This window comes from Pseudomonadales bacterium (assembly GCA_024234435.1).
Taxonomy (GTDB): Bacteria; Pseudomonadota; Gammaproteobacteria; order Pseudomonadales; family Porticoccaceae; genus JACKOF01.
In genome coordinates this window covers 177,829-190,270 of sequence record JACKOF010000003.1, presented here as the reverse complement: position 1 = coordinate 190,270, position 12,442 = coordinate 177,829, and the positions used below count along the sequence as shown (strand labels likewise).

Sequence of the window (12,442 nt, the reverse complement as noted above, 5' to 3'; positions counted from 1 at the left end):
AAGCGGGTGTTAGTTACTGTTTTCATGGCTTTTTTTGTACTTCGTGTTACGGAACTACTCAGTTTCCGACTGTGAAGTTCAGCGCTATGGCCTTCTGCAAGCTTAACCGGCAGAAGATTTTCTGGATGTTTTCTTGCGCGGAATGCCGAGTTTTTGGCGTCGTTCCCACAGGCATTTTCTGCTGACTCCGAGCTTTTCAGCCAGCTCGGTTTCACTCATGTTATCCTGGTTTTCGAGTACGAACTGGGTGAAATAGCTCTCTAGAGACATGGTGCCTTGCTGAATATCGTGCGTCTGCTCTTTGTTTTTGTTTTTGTCCAGAGCACGTTTGACGGCTTCCAGTATTTCACTCTGATCAAAAGGTTTGGGAATATAATCTGCGGCGCCAGAACGCATGATATCAACAGCTGATCTCAGATTGGCGTAACTGGTCATAATGATGACAGGGATATTTTTGGCCAGCTTGATAAATTCACTACCCAGACCACCCGGTAGCCGAAGGTCGCTGATAATCAGTGAAAACTCCGAGAGCCGGAAGTTGTTCAGTGCTTCGTTGATACTGCGTACGTCTGATACAGCGTAGTGATGCTTGGTCAGTAGTTTCGCCAGTGAATGACGAATAATGTCTTCATCTTCAACGATCAGAATCTTGGTCATATTTTCAGTAGTGGTTTCACGTGTCACGAATGGGCCTGCTGTAAACGGTTGTTCTTGATAGGAAGCTGTATATGCATTCTGCCTCCTGGATTAAGGTTTTCAAAGTGTATATCGCCACCATGGTTTTTGATAATACTGTATACCAGCGATAATCCCAGCCCTGTGCCTTCACCCGCTTCCTTGGTTGTGACAAATGGCTCAAAAACCTGCTTCAACAGCTCGTCGTCAATACCCTTACCCTGATCGGTAACCGTTACCATAACACTGTCATTGTCTCGTCGTGCGTCAATGATAATGGTAGATGAGGGCGGGCTGGCATCACGGGCATTGCTCAGGAGATTAACAAAGACCTGTGTGATCTGGTGAAGGTCGCCTTCGATTTTTTCGTTTTCAGAAACGTTATTCTGGTAGCTCATCGGCTTTTTGTCGACTTGCAGAATCATCAGTTGCACCGCTTCACTGACGGCATCACGCAGCGAAAAAGGGACATGCAGTGGCGTGCCGCGGTCGCCACTTCTGGAAAAATTGATCAGGGAGCTAACAATTTTACTGATGCGACCAGTTTGAGACAGGATCATATCCATCGATTCCTGAATGCCCTTGTTAGTATGTTCCGATTTTACATCCTGTGCCAGGCATGAGATGCCGGTGACCGGGTTGCCAATCTCATGAGCAACACCGGCCGCCAGCCTGCCAACCGAAGCGAGACGTTCTGTGTGGGCCAGTTCCTGTGTCAGTAACAGTGTGTCGGTAATATCTTCAAGCAATAACACCTGACTTCCCAGAAGTTTTGGTGAATCCCGGGTGATAGCTGCTTTGAAGAGGTTGCAGCAGCAGGTGCGTGACAGAAGTGAAACCTTTATGGCCAGCTGCTGGGTGTCGGAACTTTGTGAAAACTCGCCAAGCAGAAGGTTCCAGGGGCTGGGCAGGGCGCTGATCAGGGTTCCTTGTGTTGTTGCCGCGCTGATGCCCGTGAATTTTTCCATGGCGTGATTCCACAGCAGGATTTCGCCATCACTACCCACCGAGCAGGCTCCAATAGGTAAGTTGTTGAGGGTGTTGCGGTGGTGCAGTCTCAATTTGTTGAGTTCAGCGGGTAACCCGGTCAGTTGCTTGCCATGTTTACTGAGCTCTGTTTCCAGCAGGTTGATATCGTCAGCGCTAATGTTGTTTGTGCGACCCAGCGGGATGGCTTGGTCAATTACCCGTTGAGTGGTGTAGACACCGAGTACCTTGCACAGGTTTGCAGTAAGTTCATCGCGGACCAGCCGGAGCGCATATGGCTGATTGTTGGCGTCAGTCAAATTCAGCCCCTGTAATGCTTTGTCAACTTCAGCGTTGGCGACCGCTTCTCCCACCTGATCGGTCAGGCGCTGACGAATTTCCGTCAGGGAATGTTTTGCCAGCTCCACTCGTTGGGGAACAGGTAATGTGTCCAGTGCGCAGAGTTCGGCATGTCGTATTTCTTCCGGGCTGCTGCCGGAAAACCGTGATGCCAGTATCAACAGAGTAAGGTTAACCATAGTGGCTTCGAGCAGCCAGTTGTGCCAATTGGACGAACCAAATGGAATCGGGGCATTCAGCCAAGGTACGGTCCAGACCCATTCGCCGAGAAATATAGGTAACACCAGACCAATGAACCAGAGGCTCAGGCCGCCGATAATGCCACAAGTGACACCCTGCCGGTTAATGCTGGGAAAGTAAAATGTGGCAACTGCTGCCGGGGTAAACTGAAGAATTCCTACCAGTGAGATCAGTGCCAGATCAGTGATGCTGGATACGGTAGAAAATGCGCCAAAAATCAGGGCTGCCAATATTATAATGGATGCGACGATACGGGTTTGCTTGCCATACCAGTGGTAAAGATCATCTTTTGCCAGAGATTTCTGAGCGGGTAAAACCCAGTAATTCACCAGCATTTGGCTGGTTGACATGGCGATAACAATCAGCCCGCCCGCTGCCGCGGAAAACCCCCCAGCAATCACCAGCAGGCTGACACCAGGCATGTGCAGGATATTAGGCAGAGCGAGAACATACATTTGTTCGGCAACATTGAGTTCCATCGCGCTACCTGACCAAAGCAGAGGGAACATAGGTAACGTTGTCAGCAGTAGCAAGAGAGGGAAGCACCACGATGCATAGTTAAGTTGCGCAGTGGCAAAGCGGACTTTCGATTGCAGATAAAATATTTGTGGCATCGCCATGCCTGCCAGCATGAAGGTCATGATGAGTGCATAACCCTCTTCGAAATCCGGCGTGGCAGTGTTGGTGCCGATAGCGGCCAGCCATTCAGACATGCCTTCGAAACTGTCGAATATGCCAAATACGCTGACAGTTCCCACCAACAGCAAGGAGACCAGTAAAAGGATGGTGCCTGCCGCCATTGCGACTGAAACAATATCGTGGTGGTTTCTACCAGCACTGTAACGCCAGAGCAGCAGTATGACGGTGGCGGCAATCGGTAAACCAGCCAGCAGCCGATTGGTCACGCTGCTCTTTACGGACAACAGATATTGAATGCCAAGTGCAACCGCTTCTATCTGGGCGGTTGCCATCGGTAATAACACCAGGAACATACCCGCTGTGGTCAGCTTGCCGAACCTCAGGGTTCTGAACCGGTATACCAGTAAATCAGCAGTGCTGGGAAAGCGATTGACATGGGAAATCCAGCGCAGAGGTTCAAGAAACAGGGGAGCCAGAATAAAGGCGACAGTGAGCGACATGAATGCCAGGATTGCACTGAGTCCGAACCGTCCGGCCATTTCAACCATGCCAAAGTAAGTCAGTACGCCAGTAATGGAAACCAGAGCCAAGCTGTGAATCAGTGGGTGCCTGACAACTCTTTGTGGTATCAGTTTGCTGCGAACGGCGGTGGCTGCAAGAAAATAAGTCAGTACAAACAGGGCAAAGCCGCCCGCCAGCTGACTGGCGTTTTCAATGTCGGGGAGTAGAGACATCAGACCGAAGACCCGCGGTAACGCCATAACCAAGTGGCGGTAACGATTAGCAGCCAGAGGATATAGGGTCGATACCACTCCGCACTGGGCGCGGTGGCCCAATAAAAAGTCAGGGGGCCAAGTGCGCAGGTTATCAATATCAGTAATGTGGCTGAACGAAAATTAAGCATGGACGCAGATACTCATTTTGCCTGTCAGGTTATACAAAGTCAGTTTGACGGCTCACGGTCAGGTTAATCAATAATTTCCTGACGATTAAACGTCAGTTTTCGAGTGATGACAATTTCGTCAGGCTGTAGCCGACACCCATAAGCCAGAATTTCCACGCCGTTTTGTTGCGCAGCTTGCAGGGTTTTGGCGTAAAGTGGATCAATATCTGCCGCCGCTGTCACTTTTTGCGCACCGCTGTGTTGTACGCAGAAAAACAATACGGCACGGTGGCCTTGGTCCACCATTAGCTGGAGTTCACGCAAGTGCTTCACCCCCCTGCTGGTGATGGCATCGGGGAAACGCAATAATGTTGGGTCACGGTCTGCTTCCAGCGTGACGTTTTTAACTTCGATGTAACAGAGCTTGCTGCGGTCTTCTTTGTGATCAGACAGCAGCAGGTCTATGCGACTGTTTTCTTCCCCGTAGCGAACCTCTGTCTGCACCGTTTGATAGCCCTGCAGTTCGGTAATGGTGCCGTTTTCAATGGCTTCCTTGACCAGCTTGTTCGGGCGGTTGGTGTTGACCCCCACCTTGTGTCCACTGGGCGTAGTTGTTATTTCCAGCGTGCCTTTTAATTTCCGTTTGGGGTCATTGGAACGTGAAAACCAGCAGTTGCTTTCCGCAACCAGGCAGTTTCTCATGCTGCCGGTATTGGGGCAGTGGACGGTGAAAATTGATTGGTTACTCAGACGTATATCGGCGAAAAATCGTTTGTAACGTGTAATCAGGGTTGCCTGCTCCAGCGGCGGAGAAATTTTCATGTTAAATTGTTTGATCCTGACGATTTCGGAAACTTCCTGTGTGTTACTTTATGAAGTTCCCACTATTAAATTGACCGACATTATGAAGATAAATAGTACTAAGTCATAATTATTACTTGAATTATTGTCGGAGTAGCTCTATAAACGCGGGTTTTCTTAATTCGAGAGAGACTGGAAACTATGCCCAAAAAAGCAAACGCCGCTACATCTACCGTCGCCTCGTTATTTGGTTTTGAGCCCTATAAAGAGAAAAAGGGTGAAGAATACATGGGTGAAAAACAGCGTGATCACTTCAAACAACTGTTATTTGCCTGGAAACAACAACTCATGGAAGAGGTGGATCGCACCGTTTCTCACATGAAAGATGAGGCTGCCAATTTTCCCGATCCGGCAGATCGTGCTACTCAGGAAGAAGAGTTCAGCCTGGAGCTTCGCACCCGTGATCGCGAGCGCAAACTGATCCGTAAAATCGACAGTACTATTGAGCGCATTGACGCAGACGATTACGGCTTCTGCGATCAGTGTGGTGTTGAGATTGGTATTCGTCGACTCGAGGCTCGTCCTACCGCAGAACTCTGTGTTGATTGTAAGACCCTCGACGAAATTAAAGAAAGACAAACTGTCGGCGGCTGATCGAGTTGGCAGCAGTGCAATATCAAGAGCCTCTGCTGCTGATAAATACCTTTTTCTCTCCATGAGTCTTCACTATCGGGGCCGGTTTGCGCCTTCTCCTACCGGGCCCTTGCACTTTGGTTCTCTGATAAGCGCTCTTGTCAGCTATCTGGACGCACGTCACTCTGGTGGCCAGTGGCTGGTTCGTATTGAAGATATTGACCCTCCAAGAGAAATCCCCGGTGCCGCAGATACCATTCTGTCCCAGCTGGATGCACATGGTTTGCAATGGGATGATGATGTGCTTTATCAGAGTCGCCGTCAGGACGCTTATCTGGATGTGCTGGCGGATATGCGTAACCAGGGAATACTGTTCCCTTGTCGTTGTACTCGGCAGCAACTGGCTGCACAGGGGGGCGTCCACCGTCAGCCCTGCCGGGGCAGCCACGAGCAGCTGGAAGAAGCGCATGCCTTACGGGTTCATGTGCCCACTGAAACGATGATTACCTTTGATGATCTGATACAGGGCAGGCAACAGCAAGATGTCAGCAGTGAAGTTGGTGATTTTGTATTGCTGCGAAAGGATATGCTGCCAGCCTATCAACTTGCGGTAGTGGTGGATGATGCCTTTCAGGATATCAGCCACGTGATTCGCGGCAGGGATTTATTGGATTCCACTGCCCGACAGATCTATTTGCAGCAAAGATTGGGTTACTCAACTCCACAGTACGGGCATCATCCGCTGGTGTTGAACCGAGACGGCCAAAAACTGAGCAAACAGAACCTGGCCACGGCAATCGACAGCGCAGTAGCGGCAAGCAACCTGCAGGCTGCATTAAAATGGTTGAATATGACGCTTTCCGAAGAGCTGGTGGGCGGATCTTGCGAAGCAATTCTGTCATGGGCTGCGATTAACTGGAACCGGGAGAAATTGCACTGCGTTTCGGACCGGCTTAAATAAAAATGCCTTCCGCTTTCAGTTGATGCTTCACTGCTGTCAGAGACTGACCGTGACAGGGCCCTGCGATGCAGAGCCCTGTATCAATTTCAAATAATGCGCCGTGAGAGAAGCACTGGATAAAACATTTTTCCGCATTGAAAAATGTGTCTTTTTGCCAGTTCAGAGGTGTACCAACATGCGGGCAGCTGTTTTTGTAGATAAAGAGTTTATCCCGTTGTCGAATGGCAAAAAAATACTCATCGCCAAGCTGAAATTCCTTACAGTTGCCGTCCTCCGGCAATTCACTGTGTTTGCACAGCAAACGATTCACAATGCTTTACTGGTAACCGTAACGCAGTGCTTCTATGCGTTCTTCCAGCGGCGGGTGTGACATGAAAAGGCGCATGGCATGCTGTTTCCAACCACTGGAAATACCAAATGCGGTCAATGTGTCGGGCATTTGATTTTCCACATGAGCCTGGCTTTCAGCCTGCAGTTTTTGCAGGGCTCCAATCATGGCAGTTCGTCCGGCCAGGTGCGCACCGGCTGCGTCGGCCCGGAATTCACGCCAGCGAGAGAACCACATGACGATCATGGATGCGAAAATGCCCAGCACGATCTGCAGCACGATCACAATCATGAAGTAACCGAGGCCGTGGCCGCGTTCATTTTTGAAGACAGCCTTGTCGATGACGGAGCCGATAATGCGGGCAAAGAACATCACAAAGGTGTTGAGCACACCCTGGATTAGTGACATGGTAATCATGTCACCATTAGCGACATGGCCAATTTCGTGGGCCAGCACTGCTCGAACTTCATCCTTGTTGAAACGATGCATCAACCCGGCACTAACGGCAACCAGAGCATTGTCCTTATTCCAGCCGGTGGCGAAAGCATTGGACTGTTGAGCAGGGAATATACCGACTTCCGGCATGCCAATACCGGCTTTTTTGGACAGGTCATTTACGGTTTCAAGCAGCCAGCGTTCTTCCGGGTTAGCGGGTTGTTCAATGATATGTACCCCGGCACTCATTTTCGCCATCCATTTTGAGGCCAGCAGGGAAAAGAATGACCCGGCAAAACCAATGACGGCGCACATGATCAGCAGTGCGGTGAGATTAGTGTGTACGCCCTGTGAAGCCAGGTATTGCTCTAATCCAAGCCCCTGGAAGACAAGGCTGAACAGTACCAGAATAGCGATGTTGGTGGCTAAAAACAGGCCGATTCTCAACATGAAAAACTCCTCGGTTTACTCTCAAGTTATGATGACATCTAGTAAGATGTGGTCTCTCATGAAAAAATCAATGGCCAATAGTCTGATAAATGGAGAACATATTTTGAAATTGATCGGGTGGGGAGCGAAAGGTTCACAAACTTTGCGGCATATCTTAAGCCTGCTGTTGGTGTTGATGCTGACAGCCTGCGCACATTGGGCGGACAGGCAAGAGCCAGAAGTTCATCTGACCAAGGTAGAGCCGTTGCCATCAGCGGGATTGGAACAACGCTTTCTGATCGGTCTGCGGATAGTGAACCCCAATAATGCGCCTCTGGCGGTATCCGGGCTTTCCTACAGCCTGTCACTACAGGACAGCAAGGTGATTACCGGTGTATCCAGCAAAATCGGCACTATTCCGGCATATAGCGATACGGTGGTGGAACTGGAGTCCTCGGTTAGCCTGGTCGGGGGGGTGCGTGCGCTGATGTCGATACTCAACGAGACCGAAGCGGTAAAATACGAGTTGGAAGCCCGACTCAGCACTGCCTGGTGGCCCCGGCCAGTGCGATTGCTCGAAACAGGCACGATCGACCTGAAGTAATGAGGGCCTTTTGATGAAGCGGTTTTTACAATTATTTACCTGCGGGGTATTGGCTCTGGGGGTTGTTGCCTTGGCTCTGGGCTGGTTGATGTACGTCTTCGACGATCGCGACGAAGACGCCATTCAGGTAATACCTCTTCACCAGCCTGACCAGGTCCGCTATTAACTATCAGCTTATAACTATCAGCTTACTTTTTGTTCCCTGATGTTTTTTTCTCGGACGCTTTGTTGTTCTCCAGCATTCTGACTTCCCTTTGAGGAAATGGGATTTGTATCCCGGCCAGTTTCAGCGCCTCAAACATGGCGTTGTTGACCTTAAAGCGGGTTTCATGAAATTTTTCAGTGGGCACCCAGAAGCGGACTTCAATGTTCAGGCTACTGTCGCCAAATGTGCCGATGCCAATTTGCGGTGGTCGTATTTCGGTTACGCCGTGGTTATCCAGCACAGCAAAAATCACGTCAATCACCTGGTCCGGGTCTGATGCATAGCTGACGCCCACGGTGGTTTCCACCAGAGAATTGTTGGCAGAATTATGGAGGATCTCGCCAACAATGTGACGGTTGGGAATCATAATCCGGACGCCGTCTTCGTCTTTGAGAATGGTGTAGGCCAGATGCACTTCATCGACAATACCGGTCACACCTTGTACCGAGATCGTATCGCCAACCACGAATGGTCGGGTGATGATGATGTTGAGTCCGGCACCATAGTTGGATACCAGTCCCTGTACCGCCAGACCTGCGCCCAGTGAAAGGGCGCCGACAGCAGCAACAAACGGGGTAACGCTGATACCCAGTTTACCCAGTGCAATAATGGCTACCCCAACGATGACTGCAATTTTGACGAAGCTGGCAATAAACCGGCTCAGTGTGATATCCAGATTCTTGCCTATACACAGACGCTCTACCCAGAGAGCAGTTCGGCCCGCGATAAAAAGGCCGATCAGCAAGATGATAATTGCGCCGATTAGCTGGAAACTGTAATTAACAAAGAACTCGACAATGGCATTGTAAATGGCATGAACCTGTTGAATTTCTTCCTGCATGATTTCTGTATCCATATACGGTGTTTTCGTTGGTTGAAAGAACTTTTAGCATAGCAAATTTCTGTTCGGGATATTAAGGTGTCGCATACGGTAAGCAAAGCGTTTTGGACGGGTATGCAAATCACTCCGGGTATGGTCACTGGCAGCAGCGAATTACATCTAGTTGAGTTACCTGAATGTCATACGTGGATACATTCAGAGGTGGCCGATCCCTGGCGGTCGTTGCAGCTGGCGGCGAGAACGGAAGGTTTTGAGTTGCAGATTGCCAGTTGTTTTCGTTCTTTCGAACGGCAACTGATGATCTGGAATGCCAAGGCACTGGGGAAACGACCGGTATTCGATGACAATGGTCGGCCGCTGGATCTGCGTCAACTGGATGATCGCAACAAGGTCATGGCGATACTGCGTTGGTCTGCGCTGCCGGGAGCTTCCCGGCACCATTGGGGCACCGATATGGATGTGTGGGACAGTGCGGCTGTGCCGAAAGATTACTCGTTGCGATTGAGTCCGGATGAGTATCGGTGGGGCGGCCCATTTAGCCCGCTTTGCGAGTGGCTGGATTCCTCCCTCGAAAAATATGGTTTTTATCGCCCCTACGAAATTGATTCAGAGGGCGTGGCTCCGGAACCCTGGCATCTGAGTTATCGGCAGGTTGCCCGACAGTTCGAGTCGCAGATCAGTCGGCAATTGCTGTTAGAAACACTGGAGGCCAGCGAATTGGAACTGAAACATGCTGTGCTGGGCAATCTGGATGAAATCATGGACAGGTTTATCCTGTGCGCAGATTGATAAGTGTTATTCAGTAAAATCGGTTAATAAAAACAGCGAATAAAGCAGAAAAATCATGAATCAGGTTGTTGAAAATATCTGGCAAATTATTCGCAGTGAAGCGAAAAAGATTGCTGTTGCCGAACCGGTGATGGCGACCTATTACCAGCTTCAGGTTCTGGATCATAACAGTCTGGGAGAGGCGCTGGCTCATACATTGGCGGGTCAGCTTGCCTCATCGCAGCTGCCCCGGGATGTGCTTTACCCGCTTTTTGTTGAGGTTATCAATGCCGCTCCGGTTATTCTGGCGCAAGCAGAAGACGATCTCAAAGCGCATGTGGAGCGGGACCCTGCCTGTAATCATTTTATCGTGCCCCTACTTTATTTTAAGGGCTTTCAGGCACTGCAAACTCACCGGATAGCACATTGGTTGTGGCTGCAGGGCAGGCAGGCAATGGCGATGTATCTGCAGAATAGAGCTTCAGAAATTTTTGCTGTTGATATCCACCCGGCTGCCAGGATTGGGGGCGGTATTATGATTGATCATGCCACTGGTGTTGTGATCGGTGAGACCACAGTGATTGAGGATAATGTCTCCATGCTGCACGGTGTTTCGCTGGGAGGTACCGGAAAGGCTTGTGGTGATCGGCACCCTAAAATTCGCGCAGGTGTTTTGATTGCTGCCGGAGCGAAAATTCTCGGCAATATTGAAGTGGGAGAAGGTGCGAAAATTGGCGCTGGTAGTTTGGTACTGGATGCTGTGCCACCGCATACAACTGTTGCTGGCGTTCCGGCGAGAATCGTGGGGCAACCAAGCGAGGCAGAGCCTGCCAGAGGCATGGATCAGCATATCGACGATGATACAGGTGTGTCGATGCAGAAGGACTTCAACCAGTGAGCTCGGACGAGCTGAAGAACCGGCCTGATAACTGGCTGGCCGTATTGAAGCGGCGTCTGGTGGGCGCAACAGGTTATGCCCTGCAGGGGCTGAAGGCCTGCTTTCTTCACGAAGAAGCTTTCCGGATTGAAGTGATCTGTACCCTTGTCTTATTGCCCGTTGCTATTTTTGTAGCAGACTCTGCTGTTGAGCTTGTTTTACTGATGGGGTCGATATTGTTTGTATTGATTGTCGAGCTGCTTAATTCCGCTGTGGAGGCAACCGTAGATCGAATCAGTGACGAGCGACATGAACTGGCTGGGCGAGCCAAAGATCTGGGCGCGGCGGCTGTCATGTTATCAATATCACTTTTCTTCCTGACTTGGGGCTGTATCCTGCTGCTATAGTTTGATTGAATGGTCGGTTGGCAGACATGTATGCAAAGGCAATTTGGCTGCGATATGGCAGGCTTGTTTTTGATCACAGTCGCTTGTTAGAGTATTCGCAAAAGGAGGTGAACCATGAGCGGTGCAGAGACGACCTATGAAATTGTTTTCCGTGGAGACGTGCAGCTTGGAGAGACGGTAACGGATGTAAAACAGCGGGTTGCAGCTCTTTTTAAAGTTGATGAAGAGCGGGCTGAACAACTGTTCTCCGGACGTCCCGTGGTATTGAAGAAAAACCTGGATGCACAAAAGGCAGCACAGTATCAACAGGCACTGGAACAGGCTGGTGCGGTAGTGGAAATTAAGGCAGTCGCCGTTGTCGAGGATGCGGTCTCAGAAGGAGGCAGTCAGACTGATGATCAGGGGGGAGATGAATTAACGCTGTCCCCTGTCGGAGCCGATGTATTGGCGCCGGATGAACGGCGAGAGTTCACGCCTGCCGAGATAGCGCTTGAGCATCTGAGCGTGGCCTCTCCCGGTGCCGATGTATTGCCAGATGACGATAAAAAGCCGTTTGTTGAACGCGACATAGATGTTTCTCACCTTTCCCTGAAAGACGACTAGCCCCTGAAAGATGACCAGACTCTCAAGGAACGGGTTATCAAGAATGAATGTTGAATGGTGGATATGCCGTTTATCTGGACAGTCAGTCATGATGCCTTTGTTCCTGACCCTCTGAATCCGTTACCGGTAAAGCGCTTCCGGTCAGATTTAACGGTGTGGAGTAACAGGGCGTAAAGTTGTTAAGGACGATCAATTCTGAGGCGCTATAATGGCGACCCATGAATGACCAAGATGAAGACTTCAAGCTTTTCCGGGAACAGATGAGTGACGTGAAACCGTTGCCTGCTTCCGATCGCATCAAACAAAAGCGACAGATCGATTTTCGCGGAAAAAAAGATGCAAGAAAACGAGCTGAAGCCTTTCTGCCCGAGCAGACGGTTGATCCTTTGACGTCCGTTGAATATATCGATGCAGTGAAACCGCATGACATCTTGAGCTTTATGCGCCCGGGTTTACAGCACAGCGCATTCAAGAAGCTGCGTTTGGGCAAATTTGCTCCAGAGGCCGATCTTGATTTACACGGGTTTACTGTAGAGCAGTCGCGTGAGCAGCTGTTGCTGTTTGTCGATGCCTGTGTCGATGAGGGAATTAGAGTGGCGGTAGTGACTCATGGGCATGGGGAATACCGGGAGAAACCAGCGTTGCTGAAAAGCTGTGTTTACCGTTGGTTACAGGAGATTGATCAGGTAATGGCGTTTCACACAGCTCAACCCCGGCACGGTGGCAGTGGGGCTACTTACATACTGTTAAGGCAGTCCAAACCTGAAGGCCGCGAAGAATGATGAGA

Annotated in this window: 15 protein-coding genes; 9 read left to right on the top strand and 6 right to left on the bottom strand. The window is 50.1% G+C overall.

Going from position 1 to position 12,442, the window contains the following annotated elements; genetic code table 11:
* Window positions 1–102 precede the first annotated feature (102 nt).
* The 3 genes from H7A02_13405 to sfsA all read right to left on the bottom strand — a co-directional run bounded on the left by H7A02_13405 (window position 103) and on the right by sfsA (window position 4,585).
* Window positions 103–657 (bottom strand): response regulator, encoded by a 555-nt coding sequence (locus H7A02_13405; GenBank protein ID MCP5173256.1) that lies wholly within the window; start codon window positions 655–657, stop codon window positions 103–105.
* A gap of 23 nt (window positions 658–680) precedes the next feature.
* On the bottom strand, window positions 681–3,614 hold the full coding sequence (locus tag H7A02_13400) for a GHKL domain-containing protein (GenBank protein MCP5173255.1): 2,934 nt from the start codon (window positions 3,612–3,614) through the stop codon (window positions 681–683).
* 233 nt (window positions 3,615–3,847) lie between these two features.
* Window positions 3,848–4,585, bottom strand: a complete 738-nt coding sequence (sfsA, locus tag H7A02_13395; GenBank protein ID MCP5173254.1) for a DNA/RNA nuclease SfsA — start codon at window positions 4,583–4,585, stop codon at window positions 3,848–3,850.
* A gap of 180 nt (window positions 4,586–4,765) precedes the next feature.
* Between sfsA and dksA the strand changes: the two genes are divergently transcribed.
* Window positions 4,766–5,218: an RNA polymerase-binding protein DksA gene (dksA, locus tag H7A02_13390; protein ID MCP5173253.1), complete on the top strand. Its 453-nt coding sequence runs from the start codon at window positions 4,766–4,768 to the stop codon at window positions 5,216–5,218.
* A gap of 61 nt (window positions 5,219–5,279) precedes the next feature.
* A complete protein-coding gene (gene gluQRS, locus H7A02_13385; GenBank protein MCP5173252.1) occupies window positions 5,280–6,158 on the top strand; it encodes a tRNA glutamyl-Q(34) synthetase GluQRS in 879 nt (292 codons plus the stop codon).
* Here the strand turns inward: gluQRS and H7A02_13380 are convergent.
* The gene (locus H7A02_13380; protein ID MCP5173251.1) at window positions 6,151–6,468 is read right to left on the bottom strand and encodes a Rieske (2Fe-2S) protein; all 318 of its coding nucleotides are present in this window, start codon (window positions 6,466–6,468) and stop codon (window positions 6,151–6,153) included. The two genes, gluQRS and H7A02_13380, sit on opposite strands and share 8 nt — an antisense overlap.
* A gap of 6 nt (window positions 6,469–6,474) precedes the next feature.
* The gene (gene htpX / locus H7A02_13375; protein MCP5173250.1) at window positions 6,475–7,371 is read right to left on the bottom strand and encodes a protease HtpX; all 897 of its coding nucleotides are present in this window, start codon (window positions 7,369–7,371) and stop codon (window positions 6,475–6,477) included.
* A gap of 58 nt (window positions 7,372–7,429) precedes the next feature.
* On the opposite strand from htpX, the gene H7A02_13370 reads away from it, so the two are divergent.
* Window positions 7,430–7,954 carry an LEA type 2 family protein gene (locus tag H7A02_13370; protein ID MCP5173249.1) on the top strand — a complete coding sequence of 175 codons (525 nt, stop codon included), beginning with the start codon at window positions 7,430–7,432 and terminating at the stop codon, window positions 7,952–7,954.
* A 13-nt stretch (window positions 7,955–7,967) separates the two neighbouring features.
* A complete protein-coding gene (locus H7A02_13365; GenBank protein MCP5173248.1) occupies window positions 7,968–8,120 on the top strand; it encodes a hypothetical protein in 153 nt (50 codons plus the stop codon).
* Between the two features lie 22 nt (window positions 8,121–8,142).
* On the opposite strand, the gene H7A02_13360 is transcribed toward H7A02_13365, so the two are convergent.
* Complete coding sequence (locus tag H7A02_13360) at window positions 8,143–9,000, bottom strand: mechanosensitive ion channel family protein (GenBank protein MCP5173247.1); 858 nt, start codon at window positions 8,998–9,000, stop codon at window positions 8,143–8,145.
* 114 nt (window positions 9,001–9,114) lie between these two features.
* Between H7A02_13360 and H7A02_13355 the strand changes: the two genes are divergently transcribed.
* The 5 genes from H7A02_13355 to smrA all read left to right on the top strand — a co-directional run bounded on the left by H7A02_13355 (window position 9,115) and on the right by smrA (window position 12,437).
* The gene (locus H7A02_13355) at window positions 9,115–9,789 is read left to right on the top strand and encodes a M15 family metallopeptidase (protein ID MCP5173246.1); all 675 of its coding nucleotides are present in this window, start codon (window positions 9,115–9,117) and stop codon (window positions 9,787–9,789) included.
* A 52-nt stretch (window positions 9,790–9,841) separates the two neighbouring features.
* Complete coding sequence (gene cysE, locus H7A02_13350) at window positions 9,842–10,666, top strand: serine O-acetyltransferase (protein MCP5173245.1); 825 nt, start codon at window positions 9,842–9,844, stop codon at window positions 10,664–10,666.
* A gap of 35 nt (window positions 10,667–10,701) precedes the next feature.
* The gene (locus H7A02_13345; GenBank protein ID MCP5173244.1) at window positions 10,702–11,052 is read left to right on the top strand and encodes a diacylglycerol kinase; all 351 of its coding nucleotides are present in this window, start codon (window positions 10,702–10,704) and stop codon (window positions 11,050–11,052) included.
* Between the two features lie 114 nt (window positions 11,053–11,166).
* Window positions 11,167–11,655, top strand: a complete 489-nt coding sequence (locus H7A02_13340) for a hypothetical protein (protein ID MCP5173243.1) — start codon at window positions 11,167–11,169, stop codon at window positions 11,653–11,655.
* 218 nt (window positions 11,656–11,873) lie between these two features.
* Complete coding sequence (gene smrA / locus H7A02_13335; protein ID MCP5173242.1) at window positions 11,874–12,437, top strand: DNA endonuclease SmrA; 564 nt, start codon at window positions 11,874–11,876, stop codon at window positions 12,435–12,437.
* The last annotated feature ends 5 nt before the right edge of the window (window positions 12,438–12,442 follow it).

Bases quoted from the DNA above. Each gene is read 5' to 3' on its own strand.
- smrA (MCP5173242.1), top strand. From the start codon at position 11,874: ATGAATGACCAAGATGAAGACTTCAAGCTTTTCCGGGAACAGATGAGT.
- H7A02_13400 (MCP5173255.1), bottom strand. From the start codon at position 3,614: ATGTCTCTACTCCCCGACATTGAAAACGCCAGTCAGCTGGCGGGCGGC.
- H7A02_13340 (MCP5173243.1), top strand. From the start codon at position 11,167: ATGAGCGGTGCAGAGACGACCTATGAAATTGTTTTCCGTGGAGACGTG.
- sfsA (MCP5173254.1), bottom strand. From the start codon at position 4,585: ATGAAAATTTCTCCGCCGCTGGAGCAGGCAACCCTGATTACACGTTAC.
- H7A02_13355 (MCP5173246.1), top strand. From the start codon at position 9,115: ATGCAAATCACTCCGGGTATGGTCACTGGCAGCAGCGAATTACATCTA.
- H7A02_13360 (MCP5173247.1), bottom strand. From the start codon at position 9,000: ATGCAGGAAGAAATTCAACAGGTTCATGCCATTTACAATGCCATTGTC.
- H7A02_13370 (MCP5173249.1), top strand. From the start codon at position 7,430: ATGAAAAAATCAATGGCCAATAGTCTGATAAATGGAGAACATATTTTG.
- H7A02_13365 (MCP5173248.1), top strand. From the start codon at position 7,968: ATGAAGCGGTTTTTACAATTATTTACCTGCGGGGTATTGGCTCTGGGG.
- gluQRS (MCP5173252.1), top strand. From the start codon at position 5,280: ATGAGTCTTCACTATCGGGGCCGGTTTGCGCCTTCTCCTACCGGGCCC.
- H7A02_13405 (MCP5173256.1), bottom strand. From the start codon at position 657: ATGACCAAGATTCTGATCGTTGAAGATGAAGACATTATTCGTCATTCA.
- dksA (MCP5173253.1), top strand. From the start codon at position 4,766: ATGCCCAAAAAAGCAAACGCCGCTACATCTACCGTCGCCTCGTTATTT.
- htpX (MCP5173250.1), bottom strand. From the start codon at position 7,371: ATGTTGAGAATCGGCCTGTTTTTAGCCACCAACATCGCTATTCTGGTA.